Here is a 25,619-nt window from a genome sequence, read left to right on the forward strand (position 1 = left end):
CAGGCGCGTGTAAGCGACGCGTTCGCCTTGTGTTGCCGACGCCTTGTCGCGTCCCTGGGCTGCCGCTGTCGCACCGGTTCCTAGCGTGGGCGTGCAGGCGTTCTCCGGAGGAAGGGAGCATTCTCGTGATCGACACCGATGTCGTTCAGGCGGCGATCAACGCCGTCGTGATCGTGGTGGGCGTGACCATGGTCATCGTCGCCTGGACGCTGGCGGCCTGGCGGCACTCCACTCGTCAGGCCGAACCGGCCCCGGCGAATGAGCCCACGCGCGAACCGGTTCAGGTATGAGATCCGTTCGGCCGCCAGGCCGGTAGGCGCACCACCACGTCCAATCCGTGCGGCACGGCATCCTCCAAGGTCGCCGTGCCGCTGACGTTCTCCAGCAGCGTCGCGACGATCGCCAAGCCCAGGCCGGAGCCCTCCCGTTCCGCCGAGGACGAGCCGCGCCAGAACCGATCCCAGGCGCGCGTCTTCTCCTCTGCCGTCATCCCCGGCCCTTCGTCAGCGACGTGCAGCAGGACGCTGTCGCCCTCGTGCGCCGTCCGCACGCGCACGGTGCTCCCCCGCGGCGCGTGGTCCACGGCATTGTCCAGCAGCACGTCCAGAACCTGGCCGAGCACGGCGACCGAGGAGGACGCCTCGACCGGCGCACTCTCGAACATCAGCGTCACACCCCGGGCGTCGGCCGCCGGATGCCAGGCCTCGATCCTGTCCTTGGCCAGGGAGGAGACGTCGACGCGCCCCAAGGGTGTCTCCCGGCCCTCGGCCTGCGCCAGCCGCAGCAGCGCGTCCAGGATGCCGCCGAAGCGCTCGGCCTCGATCGACGCCTTCCTCACCTCCTCCTTCACCTCCTCGGAGGTCTCCGGGGCGACGACCTCTTCCAGGTTCTCCAGCCGCAAGCGCAACGCGGTCAGCGGATTGCGCATCTGGTGAGACGCGTCGGCGGTGAAGCTCTGATGGGCGCGCAACAGCGCGACCAGCCGGCCGGCCATGGTGTTGAAGGCCTGTGCCAGACTCCGCAACTCCGGCGGACCCGTGTCGGCCGGCGCTCGGACCTCGTAGTTTCCGGCCGCGATCGCGCCCGCGGCGGTGTCCAGGCTCCGTACCGGCCGCATGACCCATCGTGTGAACGGAGCGGCCAGCAGGGCCGCCGCCGCCAGTCCCAGCACGAGGACGGCCACCAGGACCAGCAAGGTCCGGGTGCCGGAGTCCCGCACCTCCTCGGTCGGTGAGATCATCACCACCGCCCCGACGACACCATGCTCGGCTCTGACCGGCTCGGCGATGAACAGCGGGAGCGCGCTGACGTTGTAGGGGTAGTCGACGAAATCCGCCCGCTCGCCGGCCAGGGCCAGCATCAGCCGCGCCCGCCAATCCGGGTCGGTGACGGCCACATCTCCCGCGGCGGACACCACGGCGCCGGACGTGTTCACCACGGCGATCCGCGAGCCTGTCGAGGCGCGATAGTCGCGCATCTCCCGTTCCAACCGTCCCCACTCCCCCTCCGTCAGAGCGGGGACGGCCTGCCCGGCCAGCCGGGCGGCCTCGCGTAGCCGCGTGTTGGCCAGGTGGTGGAAGTCGTTCATCACGAACGTGAAGAACAGCGGGATCTCCAGCGCCAGCAACAGCAGCGCCGTCAGCGACATGTACGTCAGCATCAACCGCCGGCGCATGGTCAGGAACCGGGTTCGACGAGCCGGAACCCGACGCCGCGCACCGTCTCTATCCACGACGGATCGCCCAGCTTGGCGCGCAGCGAGCCGACGTGGACGTCGAGGGTGCGGGTGGAGCCGAACCAGTTCTCGTCCCACACCCGATCCATGATCTCTTCACGGGTGCGTAAGGCGCCGCCGTCCTCGGCGAGGAAGGCCAGCAGGTCGAACTCCCGGCGAGTGAGCTCGAGCGCGACCCCGTCGAGCAAGGCCCTTCGCGTGCGGCGGTCGACGACCAGCTTGCCGCGGTCCGCGGGCGGTTCCTCCTCGGCATCGCGCCGCTGCCGCGACGCCCGCCGGGTGACCGCCTCGATCCGGGCCAGCAGTTCGCGGAAGCCGTACGGTTTGACCACGTAATCGTCGGCGCCGCCCTGCAGCCCGATCACGCGGTCGATCTCTTCTGATCGGGCGGTCAGCACGATGATCGGCACGTCGGAGAACTCGCGTAACCTGCGGCACACCTCCAGGCCGTCCAGATCGGGCAGGCCCAGGTCCAGCAGCACCAGATCGGTCTTCCCCGCGAGCAATGCCTCCGCGCCCGTGGTCACGTGCTCCACATCGTGCCCATGCCGCACCAGTCCGGCCTTCAGCGGCTCGGCCACATGCGCGTCGTCTTCCACCAGCAAGATCCGCACCCCGGACTCACCCCCGTCGTAAGGCACGATCCACTAAAGGGAATAGTAGAGGGAGCCGTGGACTTAGCCAAGGGAGTTAACCGAGCATTCATTGATCAGCAACGATCAGTCCTAGTAGAGCAGTCGGCGACCGGACGGCGTCCGTCCGATTGACATGCGAACATGTAAGTCGCAGAATTGCGCCATGAGAGTCGCAGAAACAGGACATTTCCATCGCATTCTGCTTGCCCCCTGGGTGGTCGGCCTGATCGTGGCGGCTGGGCTGGGATCACTGTTTGCGACGTACTGGGACGACGCCTGGCACACGGACATCGGGCGGGACGACGCCCTCATCGCTCCCCATCTGGCGCTGTACGGGTCGGTCGCGGTGGCCGGACTGGCGGTGGCCGCGTGGGGCGCGCTCGTGGTGTGGCGGTCGCGTTCCTTGCTTGCCGCGGTGCGGCATCCGGCGCTGCTCACCGCCGCGGCCGGCGCTCTGGTGACGCTGGGCTCGGGTGTGGCGGACGCCTTCTGGCACGAGGCGTTCGGCCGCGACGCCGTGCTGTGGAGCCCGCCGCACATGCTCGCGGTCTTCGGGACCGTGGCGCTGATCGTGGGCGTGCTGGCCGGAGCCCGTCCCGGCACTCCGTCGTGGCTGCTGTCCGCTGCCGGAGGGCTGCTGCTCGGCAGCGCCCTGATCGCCGTGCTGGAGTTCGAGACGGACGTCCCGCAGTTCAGCGAGGCGCTCTACCTGCCCGTGTTGCTGGTCAGCGCGTTGTTCGCGCTGGGGATGCTCCGCCGGCTCATTCCCGGCCGCTTCGCCGTCACCCGGGTGGTCGGCATCTATGTGCTGGCCCGCCTGATCGTGGCCGTGGTGCTGACGGCGCTCGGTCGCACCGCCCCGGATCTCCCGCTCGCCATCGTCGGTCTCGCGCTGGCGGACCTGCCGTGGCGGAGGCCGATCACCGCCTACGCCGCGGGTGCGGCAGGAGTATCGGCCACGACCTTGGTCTCCGCGGCGATCGGCACGGCGGGCGTCCCTGTCATCAGCGTGTTGCCGGCGGCGATCCCGGTGATCGCGCTCTTTCTCGCGGCCCTGCTCGCGGACTCCCGATTGCGTCCGGTCGCCGCACTTCTTCTCGCGGGCGGAATCGCCGCCCTTCCGATGTCGATCCCGGACCCGGCGCTGGCGCACGACCCCGGTCAGGGCGAGCCCGTCGCGCAGGTCCTTCTGGCAGGGGCCGCTGATGGGAACGGCATCCTCACTCTGGCCGCTGAACTGCCGGTCGCGTGCTCGACCTCCGATCCCTGCAGGGTTCTGGCGCGCCGAGCAGGCGAGGTGATCAGCGGAAACCTGAGCGTGGAGGGCCGGCAGGTCACGGGAACCGTCAGGGTCCCGACGACCGGTCTTTGGTTCGTCTACCTCGAGGCGGCCCATGCCCGCGGCCCGGTCGAGACGTGGCTGGCACTGGATGCGAGCACCGCGCAACGGATCAGCGAACGGCGCGATCTCTACCTCCCGGCGGGCCGGGCCGAGGGAGCCGCTCTGCCCGGCGCGGAGATCGCCGCAGGCAGCGCACTCTATGCCCTCGGCCTGGCCGTGCTCGGCCTCGCTATTCTCCAAACGCGGCGGTCCCGGCGACCGGAGACCAGGATTGCGACGTCAACGTAGCGCTAGTGTGGCGTCCGTGACCGCGATCGAACCCTCCCTCGTCGACGCCACCGCCGCCGCCGTCGCCAAATGGGGCCTGCCCCAGGCGACCCTCGAAAGGGTGGCCGACGAGGCCGGCATCTCCCGCGCGACCTTGCACCGCCGCGGTGTCAGCCGGGAGGCGCTGGTCGCCGCACTCGCCGCCCGCGCGGCCGACGAGTTCCGCACCGCTCTGTGGCCTGCGCTGACCGGCCCGGGAAGTGCCGCCGAGCGGCTCAGGGCGATGCTGGAGGCGATGTTCCAGACCGCCGACGGCCACCTGGAGTTGCTGGCCGGCATGTACATGGCGCACGGCGAGATGTTCCACCAGCCTGGCCCCGACGCGCTCACGGTCGATATCTTCGCGGCCCCCTTCGAGCGGTTGCTCCGCGACGGCGTGCTCGACGGCTCGCTGCGCGAAGTTCCTCCCACCGTCACCGCCACGGTGCTGTTCAATACCGCCGGCTGGGGCTATGTCCACCTGCGCGCCAGCCACGAGTGGCCGCCGGAGCGCGCCAGGGATGCCGTCATCGACCTGGTCATGAACGGCCTGCTGCCGTAAGTGTTTCTACGACGGACCATAGGAGTCATCCCGTATGCTCTGACTATGAGGTCAACGGAGGTGGGACGGCCGGCGGGCATGCTGCCGCGGCTGCTGCTCCTCGTCCTCCTCATGCTGGGCGTGGCGGCGATGCACACGCTCGGCCACGTCGTCGGCCACGACGCGCCTCAGCCGTCCGCCACCGGCATGCTCCACGCGGAGGGCGCTCATTCCCCCGTGCCGGACTCCGGATCCGGTGATGCGCCGAGCGGGGCACCCGACCCAGCGTCCGTCTGCCTGGCGATCCTGGCCGCTCTCCTCGTCCTGGCACCGCTGGGCCCGCGCATCGCGGGCCTGGCCGCTGCCTGGCTGCGATCACATCCCGGACGGCGCATACCACGGCCGCTTCGCGGCCCGCCTCCTCTGTCGCTCATCCTGACGCGCACGGTCGTGCTGCGGACGTAGGCGTTCCGACCCCGGACCGCTGGAGCCGTCATGCCCAGCCTCGTCCGGTCTCCGCCCGTCCGTCAGCGCAAACCGTCAGCGAGGCATCAATCATGCACAACATCAGTCGACGCACCCTGCTCCGGGGCGGTCTCGGTCTCCTGGGAGGAGCCGCCCTCACGGCGTGCGCCCAGAACGGCACCCCCACCTCCTCCCCCGCATTCATCGGCCCGATCAGCGACCAGGTCCGCGCCGCCGAGCAGGCCCGCCGTCCCGGTGCGGTACGCGACTTCACCCTCGTGGCCGCCGAGAGCGATGTGGACCTCGGCGGCCTCACCGCACGAACCTGGGCCTACGACGGCCGCATCCCCGGCACCCCCATCCGGGTGAGGGCGGGCGAAGTGGTCCGCGCCCGGCTGTCCAACACCCTGCCCAAAGACACCAGCATCCACTGGCACGGCCTGGCGCTCCGCAACGACGCCGACGGCGTGCCCGGCGTCACACAACAACCCGTCGCGTCAGGGGCCACATACGTCTACGAATTCACCGCTCCCGACCCGGGCACCTACTGGTTCCACCCGCACACCGGCACCCAGCTCGACCGCGGGCTCTACGCCCCGCTGATCGTGGAAGACCCGAACGAGCCGCTGACGTACGACGACGAATGGGTCGTGATCCTCGACGACTGGCTGGACGGTGTCACCGGCACGCCGGACGAGGTGCTCGCCGAGTTGTCCGGCGGCATGGGCGGCATGGACCACGGCGGCATGACCGGTATGGCCGAGATGACGCCCAGCCCATCGCCCGGAACGAGCAAGCACATGCTGATGGGCGCCACCAGCCTGCTGCTCGGCGGGGACGCGGGCGACGTACGCTATCCGCACTTCCTGCTCAACGGGCGGATCGCCACCGCACCGGAGACCTTCCGCGCCAAGCCCGGCGCGCGGCTGCGCATCCGGATCATCAACGCGGGCGGCGACACCGCCTTCCGCGTGGCGCTGGCCGGGCACCGGCTGACCGTCACGCACACCGATGGCTTCCCCGTGCAGCCGATCGAGACCGACGCGCTGCTGATCGGCATGGGCGAGCGCTACGACGTGCTGGTCACCCTCAAGGACGGCGTCTTCCCGCTGGTCGCACTCGCCGAGGGCAAGAACGCGGTGGCCCGCGGCCTGATCAGGACCAGCCGGACGACCGCAGCGCCCAAGTCGGACCTGCGCCCGCGTGAACTGGAGGGCGACGTCCTCCGCAACGCCAAGCTCCGCCCGGCCGAGGCCGTGCGGCTCGCGCCCAAGAACCCCGACCGCACCATCAAACTGGAGCTCACCGGAAGCATGGCGGCCTACGACTGGGGGATCAACGGCAAGAAGTACAACCCGAAGATCATCTCAGCGATTCGGTCAGGAGAGCGGGTCCGCCTGTCGTTCGTCAACCGCACGACGATGTGGCACCCGATGCACCTGCACGGCCACACCTTCGCCCTGGCCGAAGGCGGCATCCGCAAGGACACCGCCATCGTCCTGCCGAGCACCAGGCTGGACGTCGACTTCGACGCCGACAACCCCGGCCTGTGGATGATCCACTGCCACAACATCTACCACGGCGAATCCGGCATGATGACCCTGCTCGGCTACCAGCAGACCTGACGCGACCCCCGCCGGCCGGGTTCAGCGACGAGCAGCGAGGCAGGCGCATGGCCGCCAGTCAATATTCCAAAGAGCAGACTGGCCCGTCGGGATGAACCCCGCCTCCCGGGATATCCGTCCCGGGAGGCGGGACCCCATGTGAGGCATAGGGCGCCCGCGGGGTCCGCCTCATGGAACCGTCGCGGGCTCCCGTGTGGGTGGCATACCTCTCTGCGCGAAACCTCCGCACTCTCCCGCAGTCTCTACTATGGTTCCTCGTAGTGCGGTTGCCCTCAGCCGCCGAGCCGAGTCCCGGTCCCCCGACCGGGAGCCGGGGACCCACGATGCAGGGGTGAATCGGCGGCCTCTGTCGTCGTAGGGCGACTCCAGCCCGAACCCGTCAGCTAACCCGGTAGGCAGAAGGAGAGGAGCTCTACGTGGTGGGTCGTCCCCCCACGCCATGCCGTCGTGCCTGGTACCCGCTGGCGGCCCTGCTGGTCGCCCTGGTCATGGGCGCGAGCGTCGGTGCCGCGGCTCACGCGGCCCCCAAGCCCGACGCCAAGGAGCTGCGCCGGCAGCTCGCCAAACAGCAGAAGGAGCTCGACGCGCTGATCGGCGACTACAACGCCAAGCGTGTTGCGCTCGCCGCCGCCAGGAAGGCCGAACAAGCGACCCAGGCCCGGCTACGAGCGGCGCAGAGGAAATACGAGCAGGCCCAACAAGGTGTCCGGGAGCTGGTGACGCTGCGTTACCAGCAACCGGATCCGAACCTCGCGATGTTCTGGGGCGGAGCCGATCCGAGCACCACCCTCAGCCGCGCGGCCATCTTGCAGCAGCTCGCCGCCGAGGAGGCGGCGCTCGTAGCGGGCTTCGCCAAGGCACGCGACGACTACGCCGATTCGGCCGGCGATGCCAGACGAAAGGTCAAGGATCTCAGCGCGGTCACCGCCGAGGTCGGCGAGCGGCGTGGGGAGGCGGAGGATCTCATCGAGGGGATCAAGGACAAGCTCGACAAGCTGACCACCCCCACCTCGCGAAGGTCCGACGGCACCTGGGTGCCGGAGCTGCCCTCGGGGCCCGACAACATCACCCTGCGGATGCGGAACGTACGCGACCTGATCCGGCAGCGCTTCGACCTGTCCTACGGCGTCGGCTGCTACCGCGGCGCCAACGACGGCGGCGAGCATCCGCTCGGCCGCGCGTGCGACTTCATGCTGAGCTCCGGCGGCGCGATGCCCTCGTCCGAGCAGGCGAGGCTGGGCGATGAGATCTCCGCCTGGGTGATCGAGAACGCCCAGCGGCTCGGCATCATGTACGTGATCTACAAGCAGCGCATCTGGCACGTCCGCACGGGGGCGTGGAAGCCCATGAGCGACCGGGGCGGTGTCACGGCCAACCACTACGACCACCCGCACATCTCGGTCTACTAAGAAGGGGTGTGATGGGCGTGGAGCCCGCGAAGACCGGCGACGACACCGCGCCGGCCCCTCCTCCCGTGGACGCCGCTCGCACGACGGGCAGCTCGCTGCTGCGGTCCGGATCGATCATGGCCGCGGGGACCATGGTGTCCCGGGTCTCCGGCTTCGGCCGGACGGTGGTGCTGGCCGCCGCTGTGGGGACGCAGTTGCTCGGTGACGCCTACAACACCGCCAACATGATCCCGTTCGCCCTCTACGACCTGCTGGTCGGGGGCCTGATGACCGGTGTCCTGGTGCCCCTGCTGGTGAAACGGCGGGCGCGCGAGGCCGACGATGGCAGGGCCACGGAACAACGGCTGGCAACGGCGGCAGGCGTCGTGCTGCTGGCCCTCGCCGCGGTGGCGGTTCTGGGGGCGGAGTGGCTGATCGGGCTGTATGCGGGAGGGTTCACCGAGCCGCAGTTCGAGGTCGCGGTGTTGCTGGCCCGCTATCTGCTGGCTCAGGTGTTCCTGGTGGGGCTCAGCGGCGTGCTGGGTGCGATGCTCAACGTACGGGGCCGGTTCGGCGCTCCGATGTGGGCGCCTGTCTGCAATAACCTGACCATGATCGCGGTGGGGGCGGCGTTCCTCGTCGTCGCCGGGCCTGGGGTGGAGCCGGCGGACATCACCCGGCCGCAGATCGCGCTGCTCGGGCTGGGGACGGTGGCCGGGCTGCTGGCGCAGGTCACGGTGCTGGCCCTGGCGCTGCGCTCGACCGATTTCCGCTGGCGTCCGCGTTTCGACCTGCGGGGTTCCGGTCTGGGCGAGGCCGTACGGGCGGGCGGGTGGATGCTGGTCTACGTATGCTGCACCCAGCTCGGATTCGTGCTCACGGCGAACCTGGCCAACCGGGCCGGCGCCGTGAGCGCCGCCGGAGAGGCGGGCACGGGCGCGGGACTCAGCACCTACACCTACGCCTACCAGCTGTTCCAGCTGCCCTACGCGGTGATCGCGGTGTCCTTGATGACGGCGCTGCTGCCCCGGATGAGCGACCACGCCGCCCATCAACGCTGGGCCGAGCTGCGCGGCGACTTCCTGTCCGGGGCTCGTACCGCGGCGGCGGCCATGGTGCCGCTGTCACTGGCGCTGGCGGTCGTGGCGGTCCCCCTGTCGCAGGTCGTGTTCGCCCGCGGCGCCACCTCGGCGGCCGATGCCGCCAACATCGGCCGCGTGCTCGCCGTCCTCGCCGTGGGCCTGGTGCCCTTCACCGTTTACCAGCTGATGCTTCGCGTCTTCTACGCGATGGGCGACACCCGTACGCCCGCGATGCTGGCGGCGGCCAATCTCGGCGTCCACGCCGTCCTGGGCACGACGGCCTACCTGCTGCTGCCGCCGAGCCGGGTCGTCGTGGGAGTGGCCGCAGGCTTCATGATCTCCTATGCGTCCGGCACTCTGCTGGCCGGCTCGATGTTGGGCCGCCGCCTGGGCGGCATCGGCGCCCGCGCCCTGGCCGGGACCCTCGCCCGTCTGTACGTGGCAGCGGCGCCGGGGACCGTGGCCGGGCTCGTCACGCTGGGGTGGACGTCCCCGCACGGGCCCATGATCGCGCTCGGCGCGACCTCGGCTGCCTGTCTCCTGGGACTCGCGGCCTATGTCGTGATCGCCCGTGCGTGGCGAGTCGAGGAGATTCGTCTGCTCATGGCCCGGCTCCGCCGCACCTGAGTCAACATCTACTATTGCCCATCGTATCTATTACAAATGTAGTAGATTGCGTGTATGTCGCTACCCCTGTCTCCCCGGACGCCGGTCGTGTCGTTGCGGGTCATGGAACTGCGTGACATCCCCGCTGTCGTCCATCTGCACCGGATCAACCTGTCCCAGGGGTTCTTCGTGGAACTCGGGGACAAGTTCCTGAGCCGCTACTACCGCACCTTCCTGACCAGTCCGGCGGCGGTCGCCTTGATCGCCGAGGTCGACGGGGAGCGCGCCGGGTTCCTGGTGGGCTGCACCGACGCGGCCGTACATCACCGGCACGTGATCCGCCTGGAGCGGTGGCGGCTGGCCCGCGCCGGCGCCACCTCGCTGCTGCTGCGCCCCGCCTTGACGGCGAAGTTCATGCGAACCCGGGCCCAGCGGTACACGCGCGGCCTCAAGCGTGCCCGCGAACACGCACCGGCCGGCACGGCGGAGTCCCGGCGAACGGGTGTCCTCAGCCACATCGCGATACGCGATGACCTGCGCCGCCACGGAGTGGGCCGCGCACTGGTCACCGCATTCGTGAACATCGCCAAGGTCCACGGTGTCGAACGCCTCCAACTGCAGGCCGCCGCCGACAACACCGCGGCGCAGCGGTTCTACGAGGACCTCGGCTGGAAACAGGACGCAGAGATCCAGGACCCCGACGACAAGTCGTGGATTTCCTACGTCCTGGACCCGCGATGAGGCTGGTGGCACTGGGCGCCGGGCTCATGATGGCGCTGGCGGGGTGCGGCCTGTCTGAAGCCACGCCACGCACGCCCGCCGATTCCGGCAAGCCATCGAGCGCCGCAACCGCCTCCTCCTCCGCGGAGAAGGCGAGGTCCGCCTTGCCCAAGGTCGCACCGTTCACCGTCGCCGCGGACGAACCGGCCCGCCCGGTCAAACGCGCCGCCGTGGCCTACCTGGAAACACTGCTCAACTATCCCCAAGGCGGGGGAAGCGTGCCCGCCGGCCGCGAGCGTTTGGCCGCCCGCGGGCTGCCCACCCAGAACATCGCCGCCGCCAAGCCTCTGCTTCACGCGGATGCCGCCGGCGCCCTGCAAGTCGTCTATCCGCAACTGGGCGGACTCACCGCGACCAGCTCCTCGATCATGACGGTGGTACGGCAAGCCGTGCTCCGCGGCGACACGCTGACCACCACCACGCGCACCCTCGATGTCAGGCTGGCCAAGCGCGACGGGGTCTGGCAGGTCACGCGGATCGCCTCGAGCGGTGGCAGGGCGTCCAAGGCGCAAGCTGTCGGTGCGCTGGCGAAGCAGGTCTTGACCTCCCGCACCATCGTGCTGCCCGACACCGCCCGCTGGGACATCCAAGCCGGGCGCGTGGACGACCGCGTCCTGCGCATGCTCCTTCGATTGTCACGCGATCACAAGCTGTCAGTGTGCGTGCTGTCCAACGGCCACCCGGCCAACGTCTACGGCAGCGCCTCGGTGAGTAACCACACCCGCGGGCGCGCGGTCGACATCTGGGCCATTGACGGCAAGCGGGTCGCCACCTACGCGCGACAACCAGGAAATGCGCGCAACCCGGCACGCATCCTGATGGAGACGGCCCTGCGATATGGTTCCGACGAGGTCGGCGGCCCGTGGTCGTTCGCCAACCGGTACGGCGGCACGTTCACCAACACGGTCCACGAGGACCACCTGCACATCGGCTTCAAACGGTGAACCGGCCGACCGGGACGGGAAGGAGGATCGAGGTGTCACGCCGCAAACTAGGGCAACTCGAGGCCGAAGTCCTGGCCGTGCTGGCCGGCGCCGACGGCTACCTCTCGCCTGCCGAACTGCGCGAGCGGCTGGCGGGCGGTCCCGCGCACACCACCGTCAACACGGTCCTGTTCCGGCTGCTGGACAAGAAGATGGTCGAGCGCCTCCCGCGCGGGCGGGGGTTCGTCTACCGGCTGGTCGCCGACGAGTCCGGCCTGGCGGCCGAACGCATGTTCACCCACCTGCGTCTGGCCCACAATCCCTCCAGCGTGCTCGGCCAGTTCGTCCAGGGACTCAATGAATCGGAGGAGGCCGCGCTCCGCGCGTTCCTCGCCAAGCGCGGAGAAGGCACATGAGCCGGGGGAAGGCATGAGCACCGAAGCCCTCCTGCCGGCGATGCTGCTTGCGGCGGTGAGCCTGCTGCTGGGATGGCGCCAGCCGCGCCTGCACCCCGCCTGGACCGCTCGCCTCTTGATCGCTCTGTCCGCGACCACCGCGACGACCGTCTTCGGCACATTGGGCTTCGTGATCCTGATCGCGACGGCGCAACCGCCTCCCAAGAGCCCGGCTCAGGCCGTGTTACCCGGGCACGGCCCGATTCCCCTCCCCGCAGCCGTCCTGGCCGCCATCGTCATGGCGTTGATGGCAGCCTCGATCGTACGGCTGAGCTGGCATTGGCGGTGCGACGCCAGACTCGTGCGGGCGCTGGGTCGTGGCGTGGTGGCGGACGACCGGCCGTTCGCTCTGGCGGTCCCGGGCCGTAGCGGAGGCGTCGTGGTCTCCACCGCGCTGCTGGGTCTGCTGTCGGGGCGGGAACTGGGGGTCGTCTTCCAACACGAGGCGGCTCACCTCAGACATCGCCACCACCTGTACCTGGCGATCAGCTCGGTGGCCGTCAGGATCTTTCCTCCCCTGGCCTATACGCACCGGGCACTTCGCTTCGCCCTTGAGCGCTGGGCAGACGAGGATGCCGCCGAGGCGGTGGAAGACCGGGCTCTCACAGCGCGCACGATCGCCCGCGTCGCGCTGGCCGATCCCCGCCCGGCGCCCGGGGGCTATCCGGCGCTGGCCGATTCCCACGTGGTCCGGCGAGTCCAGGCTCTGCTTGAGGAGACGCCCAGCGACAACAGCCTGGCGGGGCCCATCTTGCTCAGCGGCACCTGGGTGGCCACCGGCGGCGCCGTCTCCTCGGCCCTGCAACTCCACCACGCCGCCGTGCTGCTCGTCTTGCTCTGATCAGTGTCCGCCGGAGCGCAGAGCGTCCACTCGCACCGTCTCGCCGGTGGGGGCCGGCAGGACGTCGTAGAGATGGATGGAGGCCCTGCGGGACCGTGCAGGTCCCGGCTCAGTTCGACGCCTATGACGCCCCGGAACGGGATAGTGCGCGGCGGCCTGGAAGACGATGCGGCCCATCCCCGATCCGAAGTCGATGAACACGTCGTCGGTCCGCACCGTTCTCGACGAGGTGTACGCCTTCGCTCCATTGGCCGACCCACATTCTCTCGCCTGCTACTAGATATCGTAGTAGATAATCTGAGCAAAGCATGCTCCCGGACAGGCGGAGAGGCAAGGGCCGAGAGGAAACATGAGCGGACTGCACAAGGCGTTCTTCGGACTGATGTCTCTGGCGGGTCGCCGGGCACATGGTCTGCTGCTGCGCTGCTACTTCGACATCTGGCATCTGGTGCCCGACCCGTGGAACCACGCCACCAGCACCTACGAGCGGCAGAAATACACCACCACGCTGGCCTGCGTGCCGGAGGGGGACCACATGCGGATCCTGGACGTGGGTTGCAGCGAGGGCACTTTCACCCTGCTCGCCTCGGCCGCCCATCCTGACGCGGAGACCGTCGGTGTGGACATCTCCCGTCGTGCGATACGGCGGGCGGCTCGGCGAGCGCGCGAGAGCGGGGCACGGGCCGCGTTCATCAGGAAGGACGTCCTCAACGAGCCCTTCGACCGCTTCGATCTCGTCTTCTGCGGCGAGGTGCTGTACTACTTCGGCAGAACGGGCCGCCGACGGGATGCCGTGCTGCGCCTGGTGTCGCTCGTCGAGCCCGGCGGGCTGCTGGTCCTTACCCATGCGGCCGACCAGGCACAACGGCTGCATCCCGACTTCGACGGCCATCCCATGCTGAAGAAGGTCGACGAAGTCCGCGCCGAGGGTTACACCGTTTCCGTCTACCGTCACGCGAATCCCGACGGCTCTCTCGACAGACGCATCTGAACGCGGCACCGGACTTACCCAAGCTACTACATCAACTAGTAGAATCTGCGACTATGCGCGATTCACGGCTTTGTGCCGCAGCGGCGGCGCTGGCCATCCTGGCTCTTGTCGCGTCGGCATGCGGACAACCACAACCCTCCTCAGCACCCGAGCCCGACGATCCGGGAATCGGCCACATTCATGGGCTGGGCGTCGATCCGGCCGACGGGGCCCTCTACCTGGCGGGCCACTACGGCCTGTTCAAGGTCACGTCGGTGGAGACCGCCCAGCGGGTGGCGGGACGCATCCAGGATCACATGGGCTTCACCGTGACCGGGTCAGGAACGTTCCTGGCCAGCGGCCACCCCGGCGACCCGGGCGCCGCCAGCCCGCACATGGGCCTCATTCGCAGCAGCGACGCCGGTCGCACGTGGGCCACCGTGTCCGAGGGCGGTGCCGCCGACTTCCATGCCTTGCAGCCTGCGGGAGGCAAGCTGTACGCCTACGACAGCCAGACGGGGCGGGTAAGGGCGAGCGCCGACGAGGGGAAGACCTGGACACCCGGCGCCCAGGAGGACGTCATCGACCTGGCCGCCAGCGCCGCCGAGGCGGACCGCCTCTACGCGACCACCCCGGGCGGGTTCGCCGCCGTCGACGCCAACCGGCTGCTCGCCGCGACCGAGGACGGCACCGTCCACGAGTCCCGGAACGGCGGCGGCGACTTCACCGTCGTCTTCCGCCCGGCGGCCTCATGAGCACTCCCCGGCCCAACCGCCGTCGTAGGTCCGGCGGCTTCATGAGCCTCCTGCGCTCACCGCGCATGTTCATCCCGGCCGCCGTCGTCATCGTCGCGGCGCTCGCCTACGCCGTGCCCGCCATCGCGTTCGCCGGGAAGGTCCCTCTCGGCACCCGGGTAGACGGCGTCGACATCGGCGGGCTGTCTCCCGAGTCAGCTCGCGCCCGCCTCGACGAGGGCCTGAACAGGCGGTTGAAGCAGCCATTGACGTTGATCGCGGCGAACAAGCGGAAACAGCTCACGCCTGCCCAGCTCGGGCTGGGCTTCGACGCGCAGGCGACGGTCGAGGCCGCGATGGAGGGTGCCACCACGCCGACGGGCATCGCCCGTTCCCTCTTCGGCAGCCGGCAGATCCGCCCCGTGGTCACTGTGGACGAGCAGCAGCTCGCCGCCGGACTCGCCGGACTGGCCAAGTCCGTGGACAGGAAGCCCGCGGAGGGCGGCATCCGCTACCAGGGGCTGGAACCGCAAGCCACACTCCCCAAGCCGGGCCGCACGCTGGACCGCGACGGAGCGGCACAACCCGTACGGGCTGCGTTCGTGGCCGGCCGCACCTCCGCCGAACTGGACGTTCAAGTGACGCCGCCCGCCCTCACCGCCGCCGAGGTCCGGCGTGTTGCCGCCACCACCGCGCGCACGGCGGTCGCGGCTCCTGTCACGGTAGCCAGCGGCGGCAAGGAAGCCGCCGTGTCCAGGGAGGAACTGGCTGCCGGCCTCCGCTTCGTCTCCGACGGCAAGGGCGGTCTGCGGCCCTCCTTCGACGCCTCTGAGGTCAGCGCGGCCCTGGCCAAGACCTTAGTGAGCACTGCGCCGAAGGACGCCTCCTTCAAGATTGTCAACGGCAGGCCGCGGGTCATCCCCTCACAGGCAGGCCGTGGCGCCGACATCGAGGCGCTCGGTCGGGCGATCGGCGAAGCCGTGGCGGCGGGTAGCCGGCGCGTCGAGCTGCCCGCGGTGGCGCGGCAGCCCCGGGTGACCACGGCCGAGGCGAAGAAGCTGGGTGTCAAGGAGAAGGTGAGCTCGTTCACCACCCAGCACCCCTGCTGTGCCCCTCGCGTGACCAACATCCACCGCATCGCCGACATCGTGGACGGCTATGTCGTGCAGCCCGGGGAGACGTTTTCGCTCAACGGCGTGGTGGGCAAGCGGGACAAGGCGCGCGGCTTCGTCGAGGCACCGATGATCCTCAACAACCGCTTCGTCAACGACGTCGGCGGCGGAGTGTCGCAGTTCGCCACCACCATGTTCAACGCCGTCTTCTTCGGCGGCTTCGAAGACGTCCAGCACATGCCCCACCAGTACTACATCTCCCGCTACCCCGCCGGGCGCGAGTCCACGGTCTCCTATCCCCAGCCGGACTTCCGCTGGCGCAACGACTCGCCGTACGGGGTGCTCATCAAGACGTCCTACACCAGCACCTCCATCACCGTGCAGTTCTGGAGCACCAAGCGCTACGACATCGAATCGCAGAGTTCGGGGCGCTACGACGTCAAGCCCATCACCAGCCTCACCGACTCAGGTCCTGACTGCATACCCATGGACGGCGCGGAGGGGTTCGCCATCGACGTGTGGCGCATCTTCAAGAAGGACGGGAAGGTCATCCGCAAGCAGCGCTTCCACACCGTGTACGACGTCGAGCCCCGCCTCACCTGCACGAAGTCCTAAGTAGACGATTACCCAGAGCTTATGTATGCATACGGAAAGCGAGACAGGCTGATCCATGTGATCGTGAGCATTCACTGGAGCAGCCGCGCCAGGAGCGCGTTGCTCATCGTGCTCACGATCGTCGCCGCGTTCCCTATCCTGCTCTGCGGTTTAGCGCCGCACGCGCATGGCGACCATCCCCAGCACGTCATGCATGGGGCCAGCGCCCCGGTGGATCACGGGGAACACGACGACCATGACGTGACGTCCTGCGAGACCCCCGCTACCCAGCCTGCCCCCGTGATGGCTCCGCCCCCTGGCACGAGGCTCGCCGCTGCCATCCCGCACCGTCCACACGATTCCTCGGTTTCCCGGCCGGCAGATCTTCCGTCGCCGCTCTCGTCGGCGGGACGCCCGTACTGTGGATCCCCGAGCTACAGGGAGAGCGCGGGCGCGGCTTCTGGGCCAAGCTCGAAGGCCACAACCCCGGCGGCATCAAGGACCGCCCGGCGCTCCACATGATCCGCCAGGCCCGCTGCCGCGGCGAGCGCGGCCGGGAGCCCCCGTCATCGAGTCCACCAGCGGCACGCTCGGCCTCGGGCTCGCCCTGGCCGGAATCGTCTACGGCCATCCGGTCACCTTGGTCAGCGACCCCGGCATGGAACCGCTCATGCACCGGCTGCTCAGCGCGTACGGGACGCGCATCGAGGTCGTGACTCGCCCGCACCTCACCGGCGGCTGGCAGGAGGCCAGGCGCGAGCGGGTGCGTGACCTCCTCGGGGACAACCCCGGCGCCTACTGCCCGGACCAGTACCACAACCCGGACAACGTCAGCGCCTACGATGCCCTGGCGCGCCCCGGCAAAGTGGTTTTGGTGCCCATGGTGTCCGGTTCAGGCGAAGTCGGCGGGAATCCGGGAAATGCGTAGTCAGGATGGGCGTCGGGCGGTGATGAGCCAAGCGGCCCCTTTTAGGAAGATGCCGTCGGGCGTCTGGTGGGGGATCAAGGCGTCGCGTACCGCGTCGAGCGCCTTGGCCACCGTAGCCGGGTCGGCTTGGGCGAGCAGTGTGTGCACCAGATCGATCTCGCGGACGAAGCCGGTCACATCGTCGGGGGCGGCGCCCAGCCGCATGGGCTCCTCGGCCGGATCGACTCTCACCTGCGTGAAGCCGCTTGCCTCCAGGAGTTGGCGGGTGTGGTCGGCGTCGGCGAGGGAGAACGGACCGGACCCGGCCTCGTCGAGCCGGGGCAGCGGGACGTGAGCGGACAGGGCCGTACCCAGCTGAATGATCCATTCGTTGCGCAGCGGCTCTTGCCAGCACAGGAACGCCAGCCGGCCGCCCGGACTCAGCGCCTGCATGATGTTGGAGAAGGCGGCGGTCGGATCGTTGAAGAACATGACGCCGAAACGGCTGATGGCGACGTCGAAACCCGCCACCGGGAACGGGTAGACCTGGGCGTCGCCCTGGTCGAAGCGAACGTTGCGGAGATCTTCCTCCTCCGCCCGGCTACGTGCCTGCTCCAGCATGGGGGCTGACAGATCCACCCCCAGCGCCGAAACGCCCTCGGCGGCCTGGCCCGCGGCGCATGTGGTCTGCCCGTTTCCGCATCCGACGTCGAGCACCCGCTCCCCCGCGCCCACCGCGGCCGCGGAGAGCAGGCGGTGGGTGAATCGGTCGAGCATGGCGTCGTAACGGTCCCGGTAGGCGACCCAGTGGCGGCCCTGGTCCCCGTTCCACGCCTCGGCCTGCTCGGCGTTGACGATGCGCCGCGAGTCTGACGGCGTGGCATCGTTCCGAATCGACATGGCAAATCCCTCCAGCGCTTCTACTACCGATAAATAGTACTATAGCGTGCTAGTAGTCGCGATCGCGAGACGCGGCAGGACGCCGTCGCCAAGCGCGCCTTTCTCCGCCGATGAAACACTTCACCGAGCGATAAGCTACTACTGGACGATAGGAGATGGGATGTCGCGAGATGACCTCGATCGGGCGCTGGCGGTGCTCGGGCCGCTGGAGGGCCGGATCATGCGGGCCGTGTGGACCGGTGCGGTCGCTGAGCCGTTCGTGGTGCGCGACGTGCTGGCGCTGATGCCCGAGCTCGCCTACACCACCATCATGACCACGCTGCGCCGCCTGGCCGACAAGGGTCTGCTGACCGCCACCGCCGATACCGGCATGCGCGCGCACGAGTACCGGCGCGCGGGATCGCCCGCCGATTTTCTCGCCGCCGCCAGCGCCCAGGAGGCGGCCCGGTTCGTGGACGCATACGGTGACGCGGCCCTGGCCGCGTTCGCCGCCCGTCTCGCAGACCTCACGCCTGAACAGCGGCGCAGGCTTGAGGACCTGCGCAAATGATCTCGTACAACTTGCGCCGCCGTCCCGCGCTGCTGATCGCCGTGGCCGCACTGATCGTGCTGCGCCTGGCCTGGAGACCGCCGTTGGCGGTGAGCGCCACGATGACCGTAGCCCAATGCTGGGGGATCGCCATCGCACTGGTCGCCGCGATCAGCCTCGCCGCCATCGCCACCCGCGCCGCCTGGCTCGCGGCGGGTGCCGCCCGGGCTCTGGCAAGACTGCCGCGCGCCGCCGGCCCCGCCCCACTGCGGGACTCCCTTCTCCGGACCGGCATCAGGGGGGTGGTCTGCCTGGCCGCCGGTCACCGTACCGCCTTCTGCGCCGGTCTGATCCGCCCCCGCGTGTACGTCGGGACCGATCTCGCCACCGAGTTGGCCCCGGCCGAACTGGACGCCGTCCTTGTGCACGAGGCTGTGCACGCCCAGCGACGCGACCCGCTGCGGCGGCTGATGCTGCGGGCCTGCGCGGACGTGCTGTTCTACCTTCCCCTCGTGAACTGGACGGCCGACCGGCAGAAGGAGCAGGCCGAACTGGCCGCCGACCGCGTGGCCATCCGCAGGGTCGGCGCCGGAGCCGTCGCCGGAGCCCTGCTCACCATGGGCGACGCCCCCACGCCGGTGCCCGCGTCCGCCTTCGACGGCGCGACCCACGCTCGTGTCGCCCAGTTGCTCGGAGACGACCTCCCCCGACGGCACGTCTCGATCCACTCTGTGGCGTTGTCTCTGACCGGACTGGTCGTCGCGACCAGCCTCATGATGTGCCTCGGCCAGACCGCGTGGACGGCCGTCAGCTGATCTTCATCAGCCCGCGCAGCACGTCGGGCATACAAGCTCTTACGATCGATTTCTCTTCCGCCCTGATGACGGCCGTGACGTGCGGTAATCTCATGGCCCTTCCTTCCCTCTGGGGAGGGCATACCTGGAGAACCCCGTCCTCCAGTGGAGGGACAAAAAGGGCGAAGCGAGCGCATGGCCGACCGATTCAGCACCCATAACATCGAACTCGGCGACGACGTCGTGACCAAGCGATACGCGTCATGGGAGCGAGGAGAACCCCACCGGGAATGGGCCGCGCTGACGCTCTTGACCGAATATGCACCCGGTCTTGCCCCCGCGCCAGTAGAAGCCGCGCTCGACGCTGATCCGCCCATGATCGTGATGACCAGGCTGCCTGGTCGTGTCCTGCGTGGCCAGGACACCACTGACGAGCAGGTCAGGGCGATGGCCGCTGCTTTGAACCGGCTGCACCAGGCAATCCCCACCCGGGTGGTGGAGGCGGTCGAGCCTGCCCCGTGGGGCCCTGCCGTAGCCGTGGACAAATACCGTGCATGGGCCGACAAGCAGCCCAACCTCGGCGAAGACCCCCTCGCGCGGGAGGCTTATCAAGCGGGAGCCGCCTGGCTGGCGTCCACCGACCCCGACAAGCTCGTGGCGAACCCACATCCGCCCGTCCTCGGGTTGGCAGATGGGAACCGCGCGAACTACCTGTGCGATGACCACGAGCGCCGCGTACGGCTCATCGACTGGGAAGACTCCGGCCGTAATGATCGCGCCTTCGAGATCGGCGAGGTAGCCGAGCACATCTCCCGCGTCGACGGCCACCTCGACGGCGACGAGCTCCTGGCCCACCTCGACATCGCCCCCGGTGAAGCCGAGCGGGTGCGGGGCTTCCGCCGCCTCATCGCGCTGGGCTGGTTTCTCCAGCTCGGCCCAGATGGACCGGCGACACCTCACAACCCGATCGGCACCACAGAGCGCCAGGCCGAGAGGGTCCTGCAACTGCTCGGCTGACGCTCTCGGCTCACAGTCGCGCACAAGGCTTGGCAGGTCGCCGGCACGGCTGTGCCGCTGGCCGCATGAGGACGACCGGCCTCTGCGATGACCATCCGGATCTGGCCGTCGTCCTGGCCGACGTGGATCGTCGCCGGACTGGCCCCGCACGTCCTCTGGTCAGGGCTGCGCTGATCGGGCGTGAGCCGCGCAGGGCGGACCGGTGCATCGCCAAGGCCGGCTCGCGCATATGCCGAAACGGCACCACAGCCGCAATCGCAGCGAGCACAACGACGGCCGCCGTGGTCGTCCCACGAATCCACCGATCCGACGGTATCGAGTCCGACGTCGGCGCATCGATCACTTCTTGCGATGGCATCGTACGGCCTGACCCCGACTCGGAAAGACCAGCAAGGTCTCCTGCAGCAGCCAAAGTGGCGGCTGCCGCCTGGGCCGAATGGCCTCGACGCGCTCTCTGCCTGTTGCCGGAATCGGCGTCCGGTCACCGCCTGCTGCCCCCTCAGCACAGGGCAAGTAGCGCGGACGAGCATCACGGCGACAGGAGATCCTGTCACTCTGTGTAACCAGAAGGTCGACACCAAACGATCTTGCCTCGAAGCCCTGCGCGCTCTGACGGAACAGTGACGGAACAGACCGCTAATCGATCTTCTAACGCACGGATGAAGAATCGGACATCTTCAACGAACCTGCAGGCCAGTGACGGCGCGGCCAATGATCAACCGCTGGATCTCCGACGTTCCCTCGAAGATGGTATAGATCTACGGCACAAGCAGAACCGATCTGCGCCTTCTTCCCGAAAAACGCTCTCTACCTGGGGAAATACTTGTCGTCACTTGCCATCATTTGCCATCGCTAGCCACCCTCGAACAGAACTGAGACAGAACCAGAGACAGGGAAGCCACCACCAAAGAAGGCCCCTTCAAACACCAACGCCCCGGATCACGCAGAGTGATCCGGGGCGTTCGGCACCGCCATGGCTATCCAGCAGCCTGCTCCACATACAGCGACTCTTCCCAGGCATTCACATCGACGACCTTGTAACGCACGTACCTACCGATCTTCATGAAGCGGGGCCCGCCCCCGCGCGAGTTCCACTGGTACACGGTCGAGACGGGCACACCCACCCTCTCTGCCAGCTCCTCCGGAGTCAGATGCTTGTCTGCCACCGATCCCCCTTCACGATCCCGGCCGACTTTCGCAACACTTGTCGCCACCTGCCATTGTGACGCAATTGACGCAATTGTTGCATGTTGACGCGTCACATGCTTCATCAGATCTCGGCGTACCCCCCGGCGAGAACCGCGGTGCCCGACACCAGCAGCGCGGTCCCGGCCACCGGCCCCCACGTCGATACCGCCAGCATCCACACCGCGACGACCGTCAGGGCGATGCCGGCCGCGCTCGCGCCGAGCCGTTCCAGCGCCATCAGCACCGCGCCGACCGCGACGACGACCAGGGGCACTACCACCGCCAGCTCCACGCTGGACACCTGCGACAGCGGCGCGGCGGCCCACACGACCGCCAGCCACGCCGACACCATCGCGATCCGGATCGCCTCTCTCATCACGCCTCCAGCCTCTCCGTGATCTCCTCGGGCAGCGCGAACGCCTCTCCCCCGTCCTTCTCGACCAGCCACACCCGGCCGTCCTTCACCAGCCGCTTGAGCTGGGCGTTGATCTCGCTCGGCGGCGCAGTCACCCGCCGCTTGAGCACACGGTGCAGCAGCTCCCCGATCTCCAGCGCCAGCCCGTCCGCCTCGGCCAGGACATCAACGATCGCGGCCTTCACGTCGCCCGGCGTCGCACGCGGCCCGTCATCGGCGGCCGCGCACTTGCCCGTGCCCGGCTCACGCCCGGCCTTCTTCGCCTCGACGAACTCCGCGATCCAGCCCATCGTCAGGTCGTCGATCCGGCCGGCCGCCGGCTGGCGGGCGATGTACTTCGGCTTCTCGGTGTACAGCCACCGCATCAGCGCCGCCCGCCGGTCGATCCCGGACAGGTACGCCAGGCCCTGCGTCAGCGAGCCGTCCTGGAACGTCATCGGCAGCAGCGACGGGTCATGAGGGAGCCCCATCTGGTAGGCGGCGCCGGGCGTCTGCGTCCGCAGCGCGCAGGCGTTCTTGCGCAGCTGCGCCCGCAGCGTCACCGACCCGCCGAGCTCGGTCATGTTCGGGTCCTGCGCGACCAGGACGATGCCGCCGCCGCCCTTACGCCAGGTCTTCGCGCCGGAGGCGAGCATGCCCACGGCGCGCTTGCCGTGCACGTCGTGGGTCAGTAGCTCCGGCGCCTCCTCCAGGACGAAGAAGATCCCGGTCATGCCGCCCGTGTCGGGGTCGCCGGGCACCAGGTGGGTCTTGCCGTTCCGCTCGTCGCCATCCTCGTCCACCCACGGGAGAGAGGCGAGGTGACGTACGCGGCGGCGCATCACCCAGTGCCACATCTCGAGCTCGCCCATGCAGTCGTCCTCGCCGAGGGCGCAGCGGTGGGTGTTGCCGTTCCAGTCCGGCATGCTGCCGCCCTGCGGGTCGAGCAGCACCGTCGCCATCTTGTCGGACAGGTGGGCGAGGCTGATCAGCGTCTCCACCGACCGGGATTTGCCCGCCTCGGAGTCGCCGACGATGATGCCGTGCCGCATGCCGCCGGACTTCGTGAAGAACGCCCAGTGCGCGGGCTGCAGGTCGTAGAAGTAGCCGATGTGGGCGCGGCCGTCCTTGCCGATGCGGGGCTGTAGGTCCTCGAACCGGCGCACCGTGGCGAGCGTGTCGTCCTTGAGCAGGGTGAACATCGCCCGGCTGTTGTCGCCGTACGTCGTCGGCTCCAGCACCGCCAGCTGCGTCGAGGTCTGGAACGCCGAGGCGACCTTCTCGGCCGCCATCATGATGTCCTTGGTGGTCTTCTCACCCGGCACTGCTCGGATCTCCGCGCGGTAACCGGCGTCGATCCGCTTCAGCGTCGTCAGGGTCATCCCGTCGAGGGCCTTTCCCTTGGCGGCCAGGCGCTCATCAAAGCGGCGCATGATCCGCTCTACCTCCGGGTCGATCTCGACCTGCTCGACGACAACCGGCGGCGTCTCGACGTCGCGCGTGGCCAGGGTGCCGGGTAGCGGGAGACGGCGGTGCCTGCGCCAGTACGCGGCCGAGAACCACAGCCACCCGGCGACGCCCGCCACGGCGATCGCCCCGTACGGGCCGGCCGCCGCGGCGGTCATCATCCACCCCGTGCCGAACGCGGCCGCGCCGATGTTCCGGCGGGCGCGCACGGCGCGGACCACGGGCAACGCGCAGGCGGCGGCCGCACCCAGCATGCCTACGGCCGGCTGCTGCGCATCGAGCGCCGCCGACAGCGGAAGCGCTATCGTCGGCCACACGAAAGGCGCCGCCATCATCGTGCGGTACCGCTGTCGGAACGCGATGCGCCGCATTGCGTGGGCGACGTCGCTGCCGGCCTTCTGCTTGCGGTCCTCGGACATGTTGGGGCTCCTTTCGCGTGGTTCCTCGACGTACGGCCGGGGCTCAGCCCTGCGCGTACGCCTCCTTGTCGGCGACGTTGTCCACGCCGCCGACCGCCGCGTGGGCCTCGGTCACGGAGGCCTGGGCGGCGGCGAGGTTCGCGATGTGCGCGTGCTGCAGGGCCAGCATGTTCGCGGTTTCCTGCGCGGCCATCAGCGCCGTCAGCAGCTCGCCGCGGCCCATGTTCTTCGCGACCAGGCCGGCCACCTGGCCGTCGATCGCGGCCGCGACCTGGGTCATGTCGGCGTTGGCCGTCGCGTGGTCCTGCATGAGCTGGGGGAAGGAAACGAATTCGGCGTTCACGGTGGTCCTTTCGTCAGGGGTGGTGTCGTATCTGGTCAGGTCGGCGGCGGGCTTGTCGTGGGGCTGCTCGTCGTGGTCGTTGTTGGCGGCTGCCGACAGCTCTGGTGTCTCCTCTGAGGCGGGTTTCTCGGTCTTGTCGGTCTCTTCGATCACCTCGGCTTCTTCGATCTCGCGGGCGGTTTTGTAGTCGGCGTAGGCCTTCTGCGCTCCGGCGGCGGCCTGCTTACCGATGCGGACGGCACCGCCGAGGACCTTGAGCAGTCCGTACGTTCCGCCCGCGGCCACTGCGGCGGTGCCGCCGGTCACCGCGAACGCGGCCGACATCCACCAGCGGAGGTTCTTGGGTCCGGGCGGGTCGCCGGACGCGGTCGGACGGGTGAGGTACTTCTGCGCCTGGCGGTAGTGGGCCTGCGCGGCCGCGGCTCCCTTGCGGAACTCGATGTCGGCCTGTGCCGCGCCGGCCCGGAGTCCGCCCAGGGTGGCGGCGCGGGCGTCGGGGCGCTTCGCCAGCGCTGTGGTGATGAGCGCGGACAGGGCCAGGATTAGGAGGAGGGGGATCACTTATTCGTCCTTCGCGTATTCGGTCAGCAGGTCTTCGAGCTGGGCGGCCTGGTGCCACTGCGGCCCGTCCGTGCTCGTGGTCGTCGGCAGCGCGGCGACGTGCTCCCGGATCGCCTCGGTCACGTCGGGGACGGTGGCGAGGGTCGAGATGGGCAGCGGGGTGCGGTTGTGGTCGATCCACCCGGCCGACCAGTCCCAGATGACGGTGACGCCCTCGGGCCAGGACGGCGCAGTGGGCGGGGTCGTTGGGGCGAAGTGCCAGTACGCGCCGGGGCCGTCGTCGGAGTCCTCGCCGGTCCACTCGTGCCTGTCGGCGATCATGGCCTCAGCGTCGAGCCCGTCCGTGATTTCTCGGACGTACGCCTTCACGTAGTCGTCGATCTTCATCGTTCTCCCTTTCATGTGTCCGACCGTCAGGGCGACGGTCACTTGTTCACGCTGGCCGTCATGGTGTCGTGCCAGGCCTGCTTGACGTCTCGGCCGAGGTCGGCGGTGTTGATGCCGAAGATGGTGATGGCGCCGACCACCAGCAGTGTCGGGATGAATGGGGCGACGATCGCGGTGGGGCGGCCGACCTTGTTCTTCTTGCCCCACACGTCCGCGATCCAGATGGCCGCGCAGGCGCCCAGCAGCACGCCCGGGACGAGGGGGTGCAGGCGGCCGGTGACGGTGCGTACGACGACCTCGAAGAACGTGCCGATCAGGCCGAGGCCGGCCACGAGCATCCACCAGGCGGTGAACGTCGGCCAGGCCTTCTTCCAGATGAACACGATGCCGAAGCTGAGCATCACGGCGGTCAGGGAGCCGACTCCGACGAGCAGGCTGTTCATGGCGAGGGGTCCTAATGAGTTCTGGGAGCAAGCCATCCGGCAGACTCCGTGGTGGATAGTGGCTGCCGGCAGGTGAGCACTCGGGGTTCCTGGACGTGGAGTCCTGATGAAAGACCGTGCCCCTGCCGGTTGGTCG

28 protein-coding genes and 1 riboswitch are annotated in these 25,619 nt (G+C 69.1%); of the genes, 18 read left to right on the plus strand and 10 right to left on the minus strand.

The features are described from left to right. Positions 1–125 precede the first annotated feature (125 nt). Positions 126–290 (plus strand): hypothetical protein, encoded by a 165-nt coding sequence (locus EJK15_RS70875; protein WP_171074555.1) that lies wholly within the window; start codon positions 126–128, stop codon positions 288–290. Here EJK15_RS70875 and EJK15_RS26935 read toward each other — a convergent pair. Beyond that, a complete protein-coding gene (locus tag EJK15_RS26935) occupies positions 281–1,675 on the minus strand; it encodes a sensor histidine kinase (RefSeq protein ID WP_138713258.1) in 1,395 nt (464 codons plus the stop codon). The two genes, EJK15_RS70875 and EJK15_RS26935, sit on opposite strands and share 10 nt — an antisense overlap. A 2-nt stretch (positions 1,676–1,677) precedes the next feature. Further along, a complete protein-coding gene (locus EJK15_RS26940; RefSeq protein WP_138713259.1) occupies positions 1,678–2,349 on the minus strand; it encodes a response regulator transcription factor in 672 nt (223 codons plus the stop codon). 184 nt (positions 2,350–2,533) lie between these two features. Here EJK15_RS26940 and EJK15_RS26945 point away from each other — a divergent pair, with 184 nt between their 5' ends. From EJK15_RS26945 to EJK15_RS26990, 10 genes are all read left to right on the plus strand, one after another. Then, positions 2,534–4,000, plus strand: coding sequence for a hypothetical protein (locus tag EJK15_RS26945; protein WP_206061120.1), 1,467 nt, complete (start codon positions 2,534–2,536; stop codon positions 3,998–4,000). Positions 4,001–4,016: 16 nt separating this feature from the next. Next, positions 4,017–4,580: a TetR/AcrR family transcriptional regulator gene (locus EJK15_RS26950; RefSeq protein WP_206061121.1), complete on the plus strand. Its 564-nt coding sequence runs from the start codon at positions 4,017–4,019 to the stop codon at positions 4,578–4,580. Positions 4,581–4,625: 45 nt separating this feature from the next. Next, the gene (locus tag EJK15_RS26955; protein ID WP_138713261.1) at positions 4,626–5,024 is read left to right on the plus strand and encodes a hypothetical protein; all 399 of its coding nucleotides are present in this window, start codon (positions 4,626–4,628) and stop codon (positions 5,022–5,024) included. A gap of 92 nt (positions 5,025–5,116) precedes the next feature. Next, positions 5,117–6,649 carry a multicopper oxidase family protein gene (locus EJK15_RS26960; protein WP_138713262.1) on the plus strand — a complete coding sequence of 511 codons (1,533 nt, stop codon included), beginning with the start codon at positions 5,117–5,119 and terminating at the stop codon, positions 6,647–6,649. A 272-nt stretch (positions 6,650–6,921) separates the two neighbouring features. After that, a riboswitch (cyclic di-AMP (ydaO/yuaA leader) is annotated at positions 6,922–7,061 on the plus strand. Positions 7,062–7,065: 4 nt separating this feature from the next. Further along, on the plus strand, positions 7,066–8,058 hold the full coding sequence (locus tag EJK15_RS26965) for a coiled-coil domain-containing protein (RefSeq protein ID WP_240777238.1): 993 nt from the start codon (positions 7,066–7,068) through the stop codon (positions 8,056–8,058). Between the two features lie 11 nt (positions 8,059–8,069). Continuing rightward, the gene (gene murJ / locus EJK15_RS26970) at positions 8,070–9,746 is read left to right on the plus strand and encodes a murein biosynthesis integral membrane protein MurJ (RefSeq protein ID WP_138713263.1); all 1,677 of its coding nucleotides are present in this window, start codon (positions 8,070–8,072) and stop codon (positions 9,744–9,746) included. A 54-nt stretch (positions 9,747–9,800) separates the two neighbouring features. Then, complete coding sequence (locus tag EJK15_RS26975; protein ID WP_240777239.1) at positions 9,801–10,466, plus strand: GNAT family N-acetyltransferase; 666 nt, start codon at positions 9,801–9,803, stop codon at positions 10,464–10,466. Continuing rightward, entirely contained in the window at positions 10,463–11,449 is a 987-nt protein-coding gene (locus EJK15_RS26980) for a hypothetical protein (RefSeq protein WP_240777240.1), read from the plus strand. Before EJK15_RS26975 ends, EJK15_RS26980 begins: the two co-directional genes overlap by 4 nt. Positions 11,450–11,481: 32 nt before the next feature. After that, positions 11,482–11,844, plus strand: a complete 363-nt coding sequence (locus EJK15_RS26985) for a BlaI/MecI/CopY family transcriptional regulator (RefSeq protein ID WP_138713264.1) — start codon at positions 11,482–11,484, stop codon at positions 11,842–11,844. A 13-nt stretch (positions 11,845–11,857) separates the two neighbouring features. Next, on the plus strand, positions 11,858–12,724 hold the full coding sequence (locus tag EJK15_RS26990) for a M56 family metallopeptidase (protein ID WP_138713265.1): 867 nt from the start codon (positions 11,858–11,860) through the stop codon (positions 12,722–12,724). Here EJK15_RS26990 and EJK15_RS26995 read toward each other — a convergent pair whose 3' ends face one another. Then, on the minus strand, positions 12,725–12,940 hold the full coding sequence (locus tag EJK15_RS26995; RefSeq protein WP_138713266.1) for a hypothetical protein: 216 nt from the start codon (positions 12,938–12,940) through the stop codon (positions 12,725–12,727). Positions 12,941–13,073: 133 nt separating this feature from the next. Here EJK15_RS26995 and EJK15_RS27000 point away from each other — a divergent pair, with 133 nt between their 5' ends. The 4 genes from EJK15_RS27000 to EJK15_RS27015 all read left to right on the plus strand — a co-directional run bounded on the left by EJK15_RS27000 (position 13,074) and on the right by EJK15_RS27015 (position 17,062). Further along, complete coding sequence (locus tag EJK15_RS27000) at positions 13,074–13,715, plus strand: class I SAM-dependent methyltransferase (RefSeq protein WP_138713267.1); 642 nt, start codon at positions 13,074–13,076, stop codon at positions 13,713–13,715. A gap of 53 nt (positions 13,716–13,768) precedes the next feature. Next, positions 13,769–14,449: a WD40/YVTN/BNR-like repeat-containing protein gene (locus tag EJK15_RS27005; RefSeq protein ID WP_138713268.1), complete on the plus strand. Its 681-nt coding sequence runs from the start codon at positions 13,769–13,771 to the stop codon at positions 14,447–14,449. 41 nt (positions 14,450–14,490) lie between these two features. After that, positions 14,491–16,155, plus strand: a complete 1,665-nt coding sequence (locus EJK15_RS27010) for a VanW family protein (protein WP_171074556.1) — start codon at positions 14,491–14,493, stop codon at positions 16,153–16,155. 400 nt (positions 16,156–16,555) lie between these two features. Beyond that, on the plus strand, positions 16,556–17,062 hold the full coding sequence (locus EJK15_RS27015; protein ID WP_276615431.1) for a pyridoxal-phosphate dependent enzyme: 507 nt from the start codon (positions 16,556–16,558) through the stop codon (positions 17,060–17,062). Here the strand turns inward: EJK15_RS27015 and EJK15_RS27020 are convergent, their stop codons facing one another. Next, positions 17,063–17,941 (minus strand): class I SAM-dependent methyltransferase, encoded by an 879-nt coding sequence (locus EJK15_RS27020; protein WP_138713270.1) that lies wholly within the window; start codon positions 17,939–17,941, stop codon positions 17,063–17,065. It abuts the gene before it with no gap. Between the two features lie 160 nt (positions 17,942–18,101). Here EJK15_RS27020 and EJK15_RS27025 point away from each other — a divergent pair, with 160 nt between their 5' ends. From EJK15_RS27025 to EJK15_RS27035, 3 genes are all read left to right on the plus strand, one after another. Continuing rightward, positions 18,102–18,491 carry a BlaI/MecI/CopY family transcriptional regulator gene (locus EJK15_RS27025; protein WP_138713271.1) on the plus strand — a complete coding sequence of 130 codons (390 nt, stop codon included), beginning with the start codon at positions 18,102–18,104 and terminating at the stop codon, positions 18,489–18,491. After that, positions 18,488–19,285 carry a M56 family metallopeptidase gene (locus EJK15_RS27030; protein ID WP_138713272.1) on the plus strand — a complete coding sequence of 266 codons (798 nt, stop codon included), beginning with the start codon at positions 18,488–18,490 and terminating at the stop codon, positions 19,283–19,285. Before EJK15_RS27025 ends, EJK15_RS27030 begins: the two co-directional genes overlap by 4 nt. A 174-nt stretch (positions 19,286–19,459) precedes the next feature. Next, positions 19,460–20,281, plus strand: a complete 822-nt coding sequence (locus tag EJK15_RS27035) for a phosphotransferase family protein (protein ID WP_138713273.1) — start codon at positions 19,460–19,462, stop codon at positions 20,279–20,281. A 977-nt stretch (positions 20,282–21,258) separates the two neighbouring features. On the opposite strand, the gene EJK15_RS27045 is transcribed toward EJK15_RS27035, so the two are convergent. The 6 genes from EJK15_RS27045 to EJK15_RS27070 are packed head-to-tail and all read right to left on the minus strand — an operon-like array spanning position 21,259 to position 25,483. Beyond that, the gene (locus EJK15_RS27045; protein WP_138713274.1) at positions 21,259–21,552 is read right to left on the minus strand and encodes a helix-turn-helix transcriptional regulator; all 294 of its coding nucleotides are present in this window, start codon (positions 21,550–21,552) and stop codon (positions 21,259–21,261) included. Next, complete coding sequence (locus tag EJK15_RS27050; protein ID WP_138713275.1) at positions 21,552–21,845, minus strand: hypothetical protein; 294 nt, start codon at positions 21,843–21,845, stop codon at positions 21,552–21,554. The genes EJK15_RS27045 and EJK15_RS27050 overlap by 1 nt, the downstream gene beginning before the upstream one ends. Beyond that, entirely contained in the window at positions 21,845–23,749 is a 1,905-nt protein-coding gene (locus tag EJK15_RS27055; protein WP_138713276.1) for a hypothetical protein, read from the minus strand. The genes EJK15_RS27050 and EJK15_RS27055 overlap by 1 nt, the downstream gene beginning before the upstream one ends. Positions 23,750–23,792: 43 nt before the next feature. After that, complete coding sequence (locus tag EJK15_RS27060; protein WP_138713277.1) at positions 23,793–24,653, minus strand: hypothetical protein; 861 nt, start codon at positions 24,651–24,653, stop codon at positions 23,793–23,795. Then, entirely contained in the window at positions 24,654–25,040 is a 387-nt protein-coding gene (locus EJK15_RS27065; RefSeq protein ID WP_138713278.1) for a hypothetical protein, read from the minus strand. Between the two features lie 38 nt (positions 25,041–25,078). Beyond that, on the minus strand, positions 25,079–25,483 hold the full coding sequence (locus tag EJK15_RS27070; protein WP_138713279.1) for a hypothetical protein: 405 nt from the start codon (positions 25,481–25,483) through the stop codon (positions 25,079–25,081). Positions 25,484–25,619 lie beyond the last annotated feature (136 nt).

The organism is Nonomuraea basaltis (assembly GCF_005893125.1).
Taxonomy (GTDB): Bacteria; Actinomycetota; Actinomycetes; order Streptosporangiales; family Streptosporangiaceae; genus Nonomuraea; species Nonomuraea basaltis.

Coding starts and splice junctions, on each gene's coding strand:
- EJK15_RS26935 (WP_138713258.1), bottom strand. CDS start 1,675: ATGCGCCGGCGGTTGATGCTGACGTACATGTCGCTGACGGCGCTGCTG.
- EJK15_RS26945 (WP_206061120.1), top strand. CDS start 2,534: ATGAGAGTCGCAGAAACAGGACATTTCCATCGCATTCTGCTTGCCCCC.
- EJK15_RS26955 (WP_138713261.1), top strand. CDS start 4,626: ATGAGGTCAACGGAGGTGGGACGGCCGGCGGGCATGCTGCCGCGGCTG.
- EJK15_RS26960 (WP_138713262.1), top strand. CDS start 5,117: ATGCACAACATCAGTCGACGCACCCTGCTCCGGGGCGGTCTCGGTCTC.
- murJ (WP_138713263.1), top strand. CDS start 8,070: ATGGGCGTGGAGCCCGCGAAGACCGGCGACGACACCGCGCCGGCCCCT.
- EJK15_RS26975 (WP_240777239.1), top strand. CDS start 9,801: ATGTCGCTACCCCTGTCTCCCCGGACGCCGGTCGTGTCGTTGCGGGTC.
- EJK15_RS26980 (WP_240777240.1), top strand. CDS start 10,463: ATGAGGCTGGTGGCACTGGGCGCCGGGCTCATGATGGCGCTGGCGGGG.
- EJK15_RS26990 (WP_138713265.1), top strand. CDS start 11,858: ATGAGCACCGAAGCCCTCCTGCCGGCGATGCTGCTTGCGGCGGTGAGC.
- EJK15_RS27000 (WP_138713267.1), top strand. CDS start 13,074: ATGAGCGGACTGCACAAGGCGTTCTTCGGACTGATGTCTCTGGCGGGT.
- EJK15_RS27005 (WP_138713268.1), top strand. CDS start 13,769: ATGCGCGATTCACGGCTTTGTGCCGCAGCGGCGGCGCTGGCCATCCTG.
- EJK15_RS27010 (WP_171074556.1), top strand. CDS start 14,491: ATGAGCCTCCTGCGCTCACCGCGCATGTTCATCCCGGCCGCCGTCGTC.
- EJK15_RS27020 (WP_138713270.1), bottom strand. CDS start 17,941: ATGTCGATTCGGAACGATGCCACGCCGTCAGACTCGCGGCGCATCGTC.
- EJK15_RS27025 (WP_138713271.1), top strand. CDS start 18,102: ATGTCGCGAGATGACCTCGATCGGGCGCTGGCGGTGCTCGGGCCGCTG.
- EJK15_RS27030 (WP_138713272.1), top strand. CDS start 18,488: ATGATCTCGTACAACTTGCGCCGCCGTCCCGCGCTGCTGATCGCCGTG.
- EJK15_RS27035 (WP_138713273.1), top strand. CDS start 19,460: ATGGCCGACCGATTCAGCACCCATAACATCGAACTCGGCGACGACGTC.
- EJK15_RS27045 (WP_138713274.1), bottom strand. CDS start 21,552: ATGAAGCATGTGACGCGTCAACATGCAACAATTGCGTCAATTGCGTCA.
- EJK15_RS27050 (WP_138713275.1), bottom strand. CDS start 21,845: ATGAGAGAGGCGATCCGGATCGCGATGGTGTCGGCGTGGCTGGCGGTC.
- EJK15_RS27055 (WP_138713276.1), bottom strand. CDS start 23,749: ATGTCCGAGGACCGCAAGCAGAAGGCCGGCAGCGACGTCGCCCACGCA.
- EJK15_RS27065 (WP_138713278.1), bottom strand. CDS start 25,040: ATGAAGATCGACGACTACGTGAAGGCGTACGTCCGAGAAATCACGGAC.
- EJK15_RS27070 (WP_138713279.1), bottom strand. CDS start 25,483: ATGAACAGCCTGCTCGTCGGAGTCGGCTCCCTGACCGCCGTGATGCTC.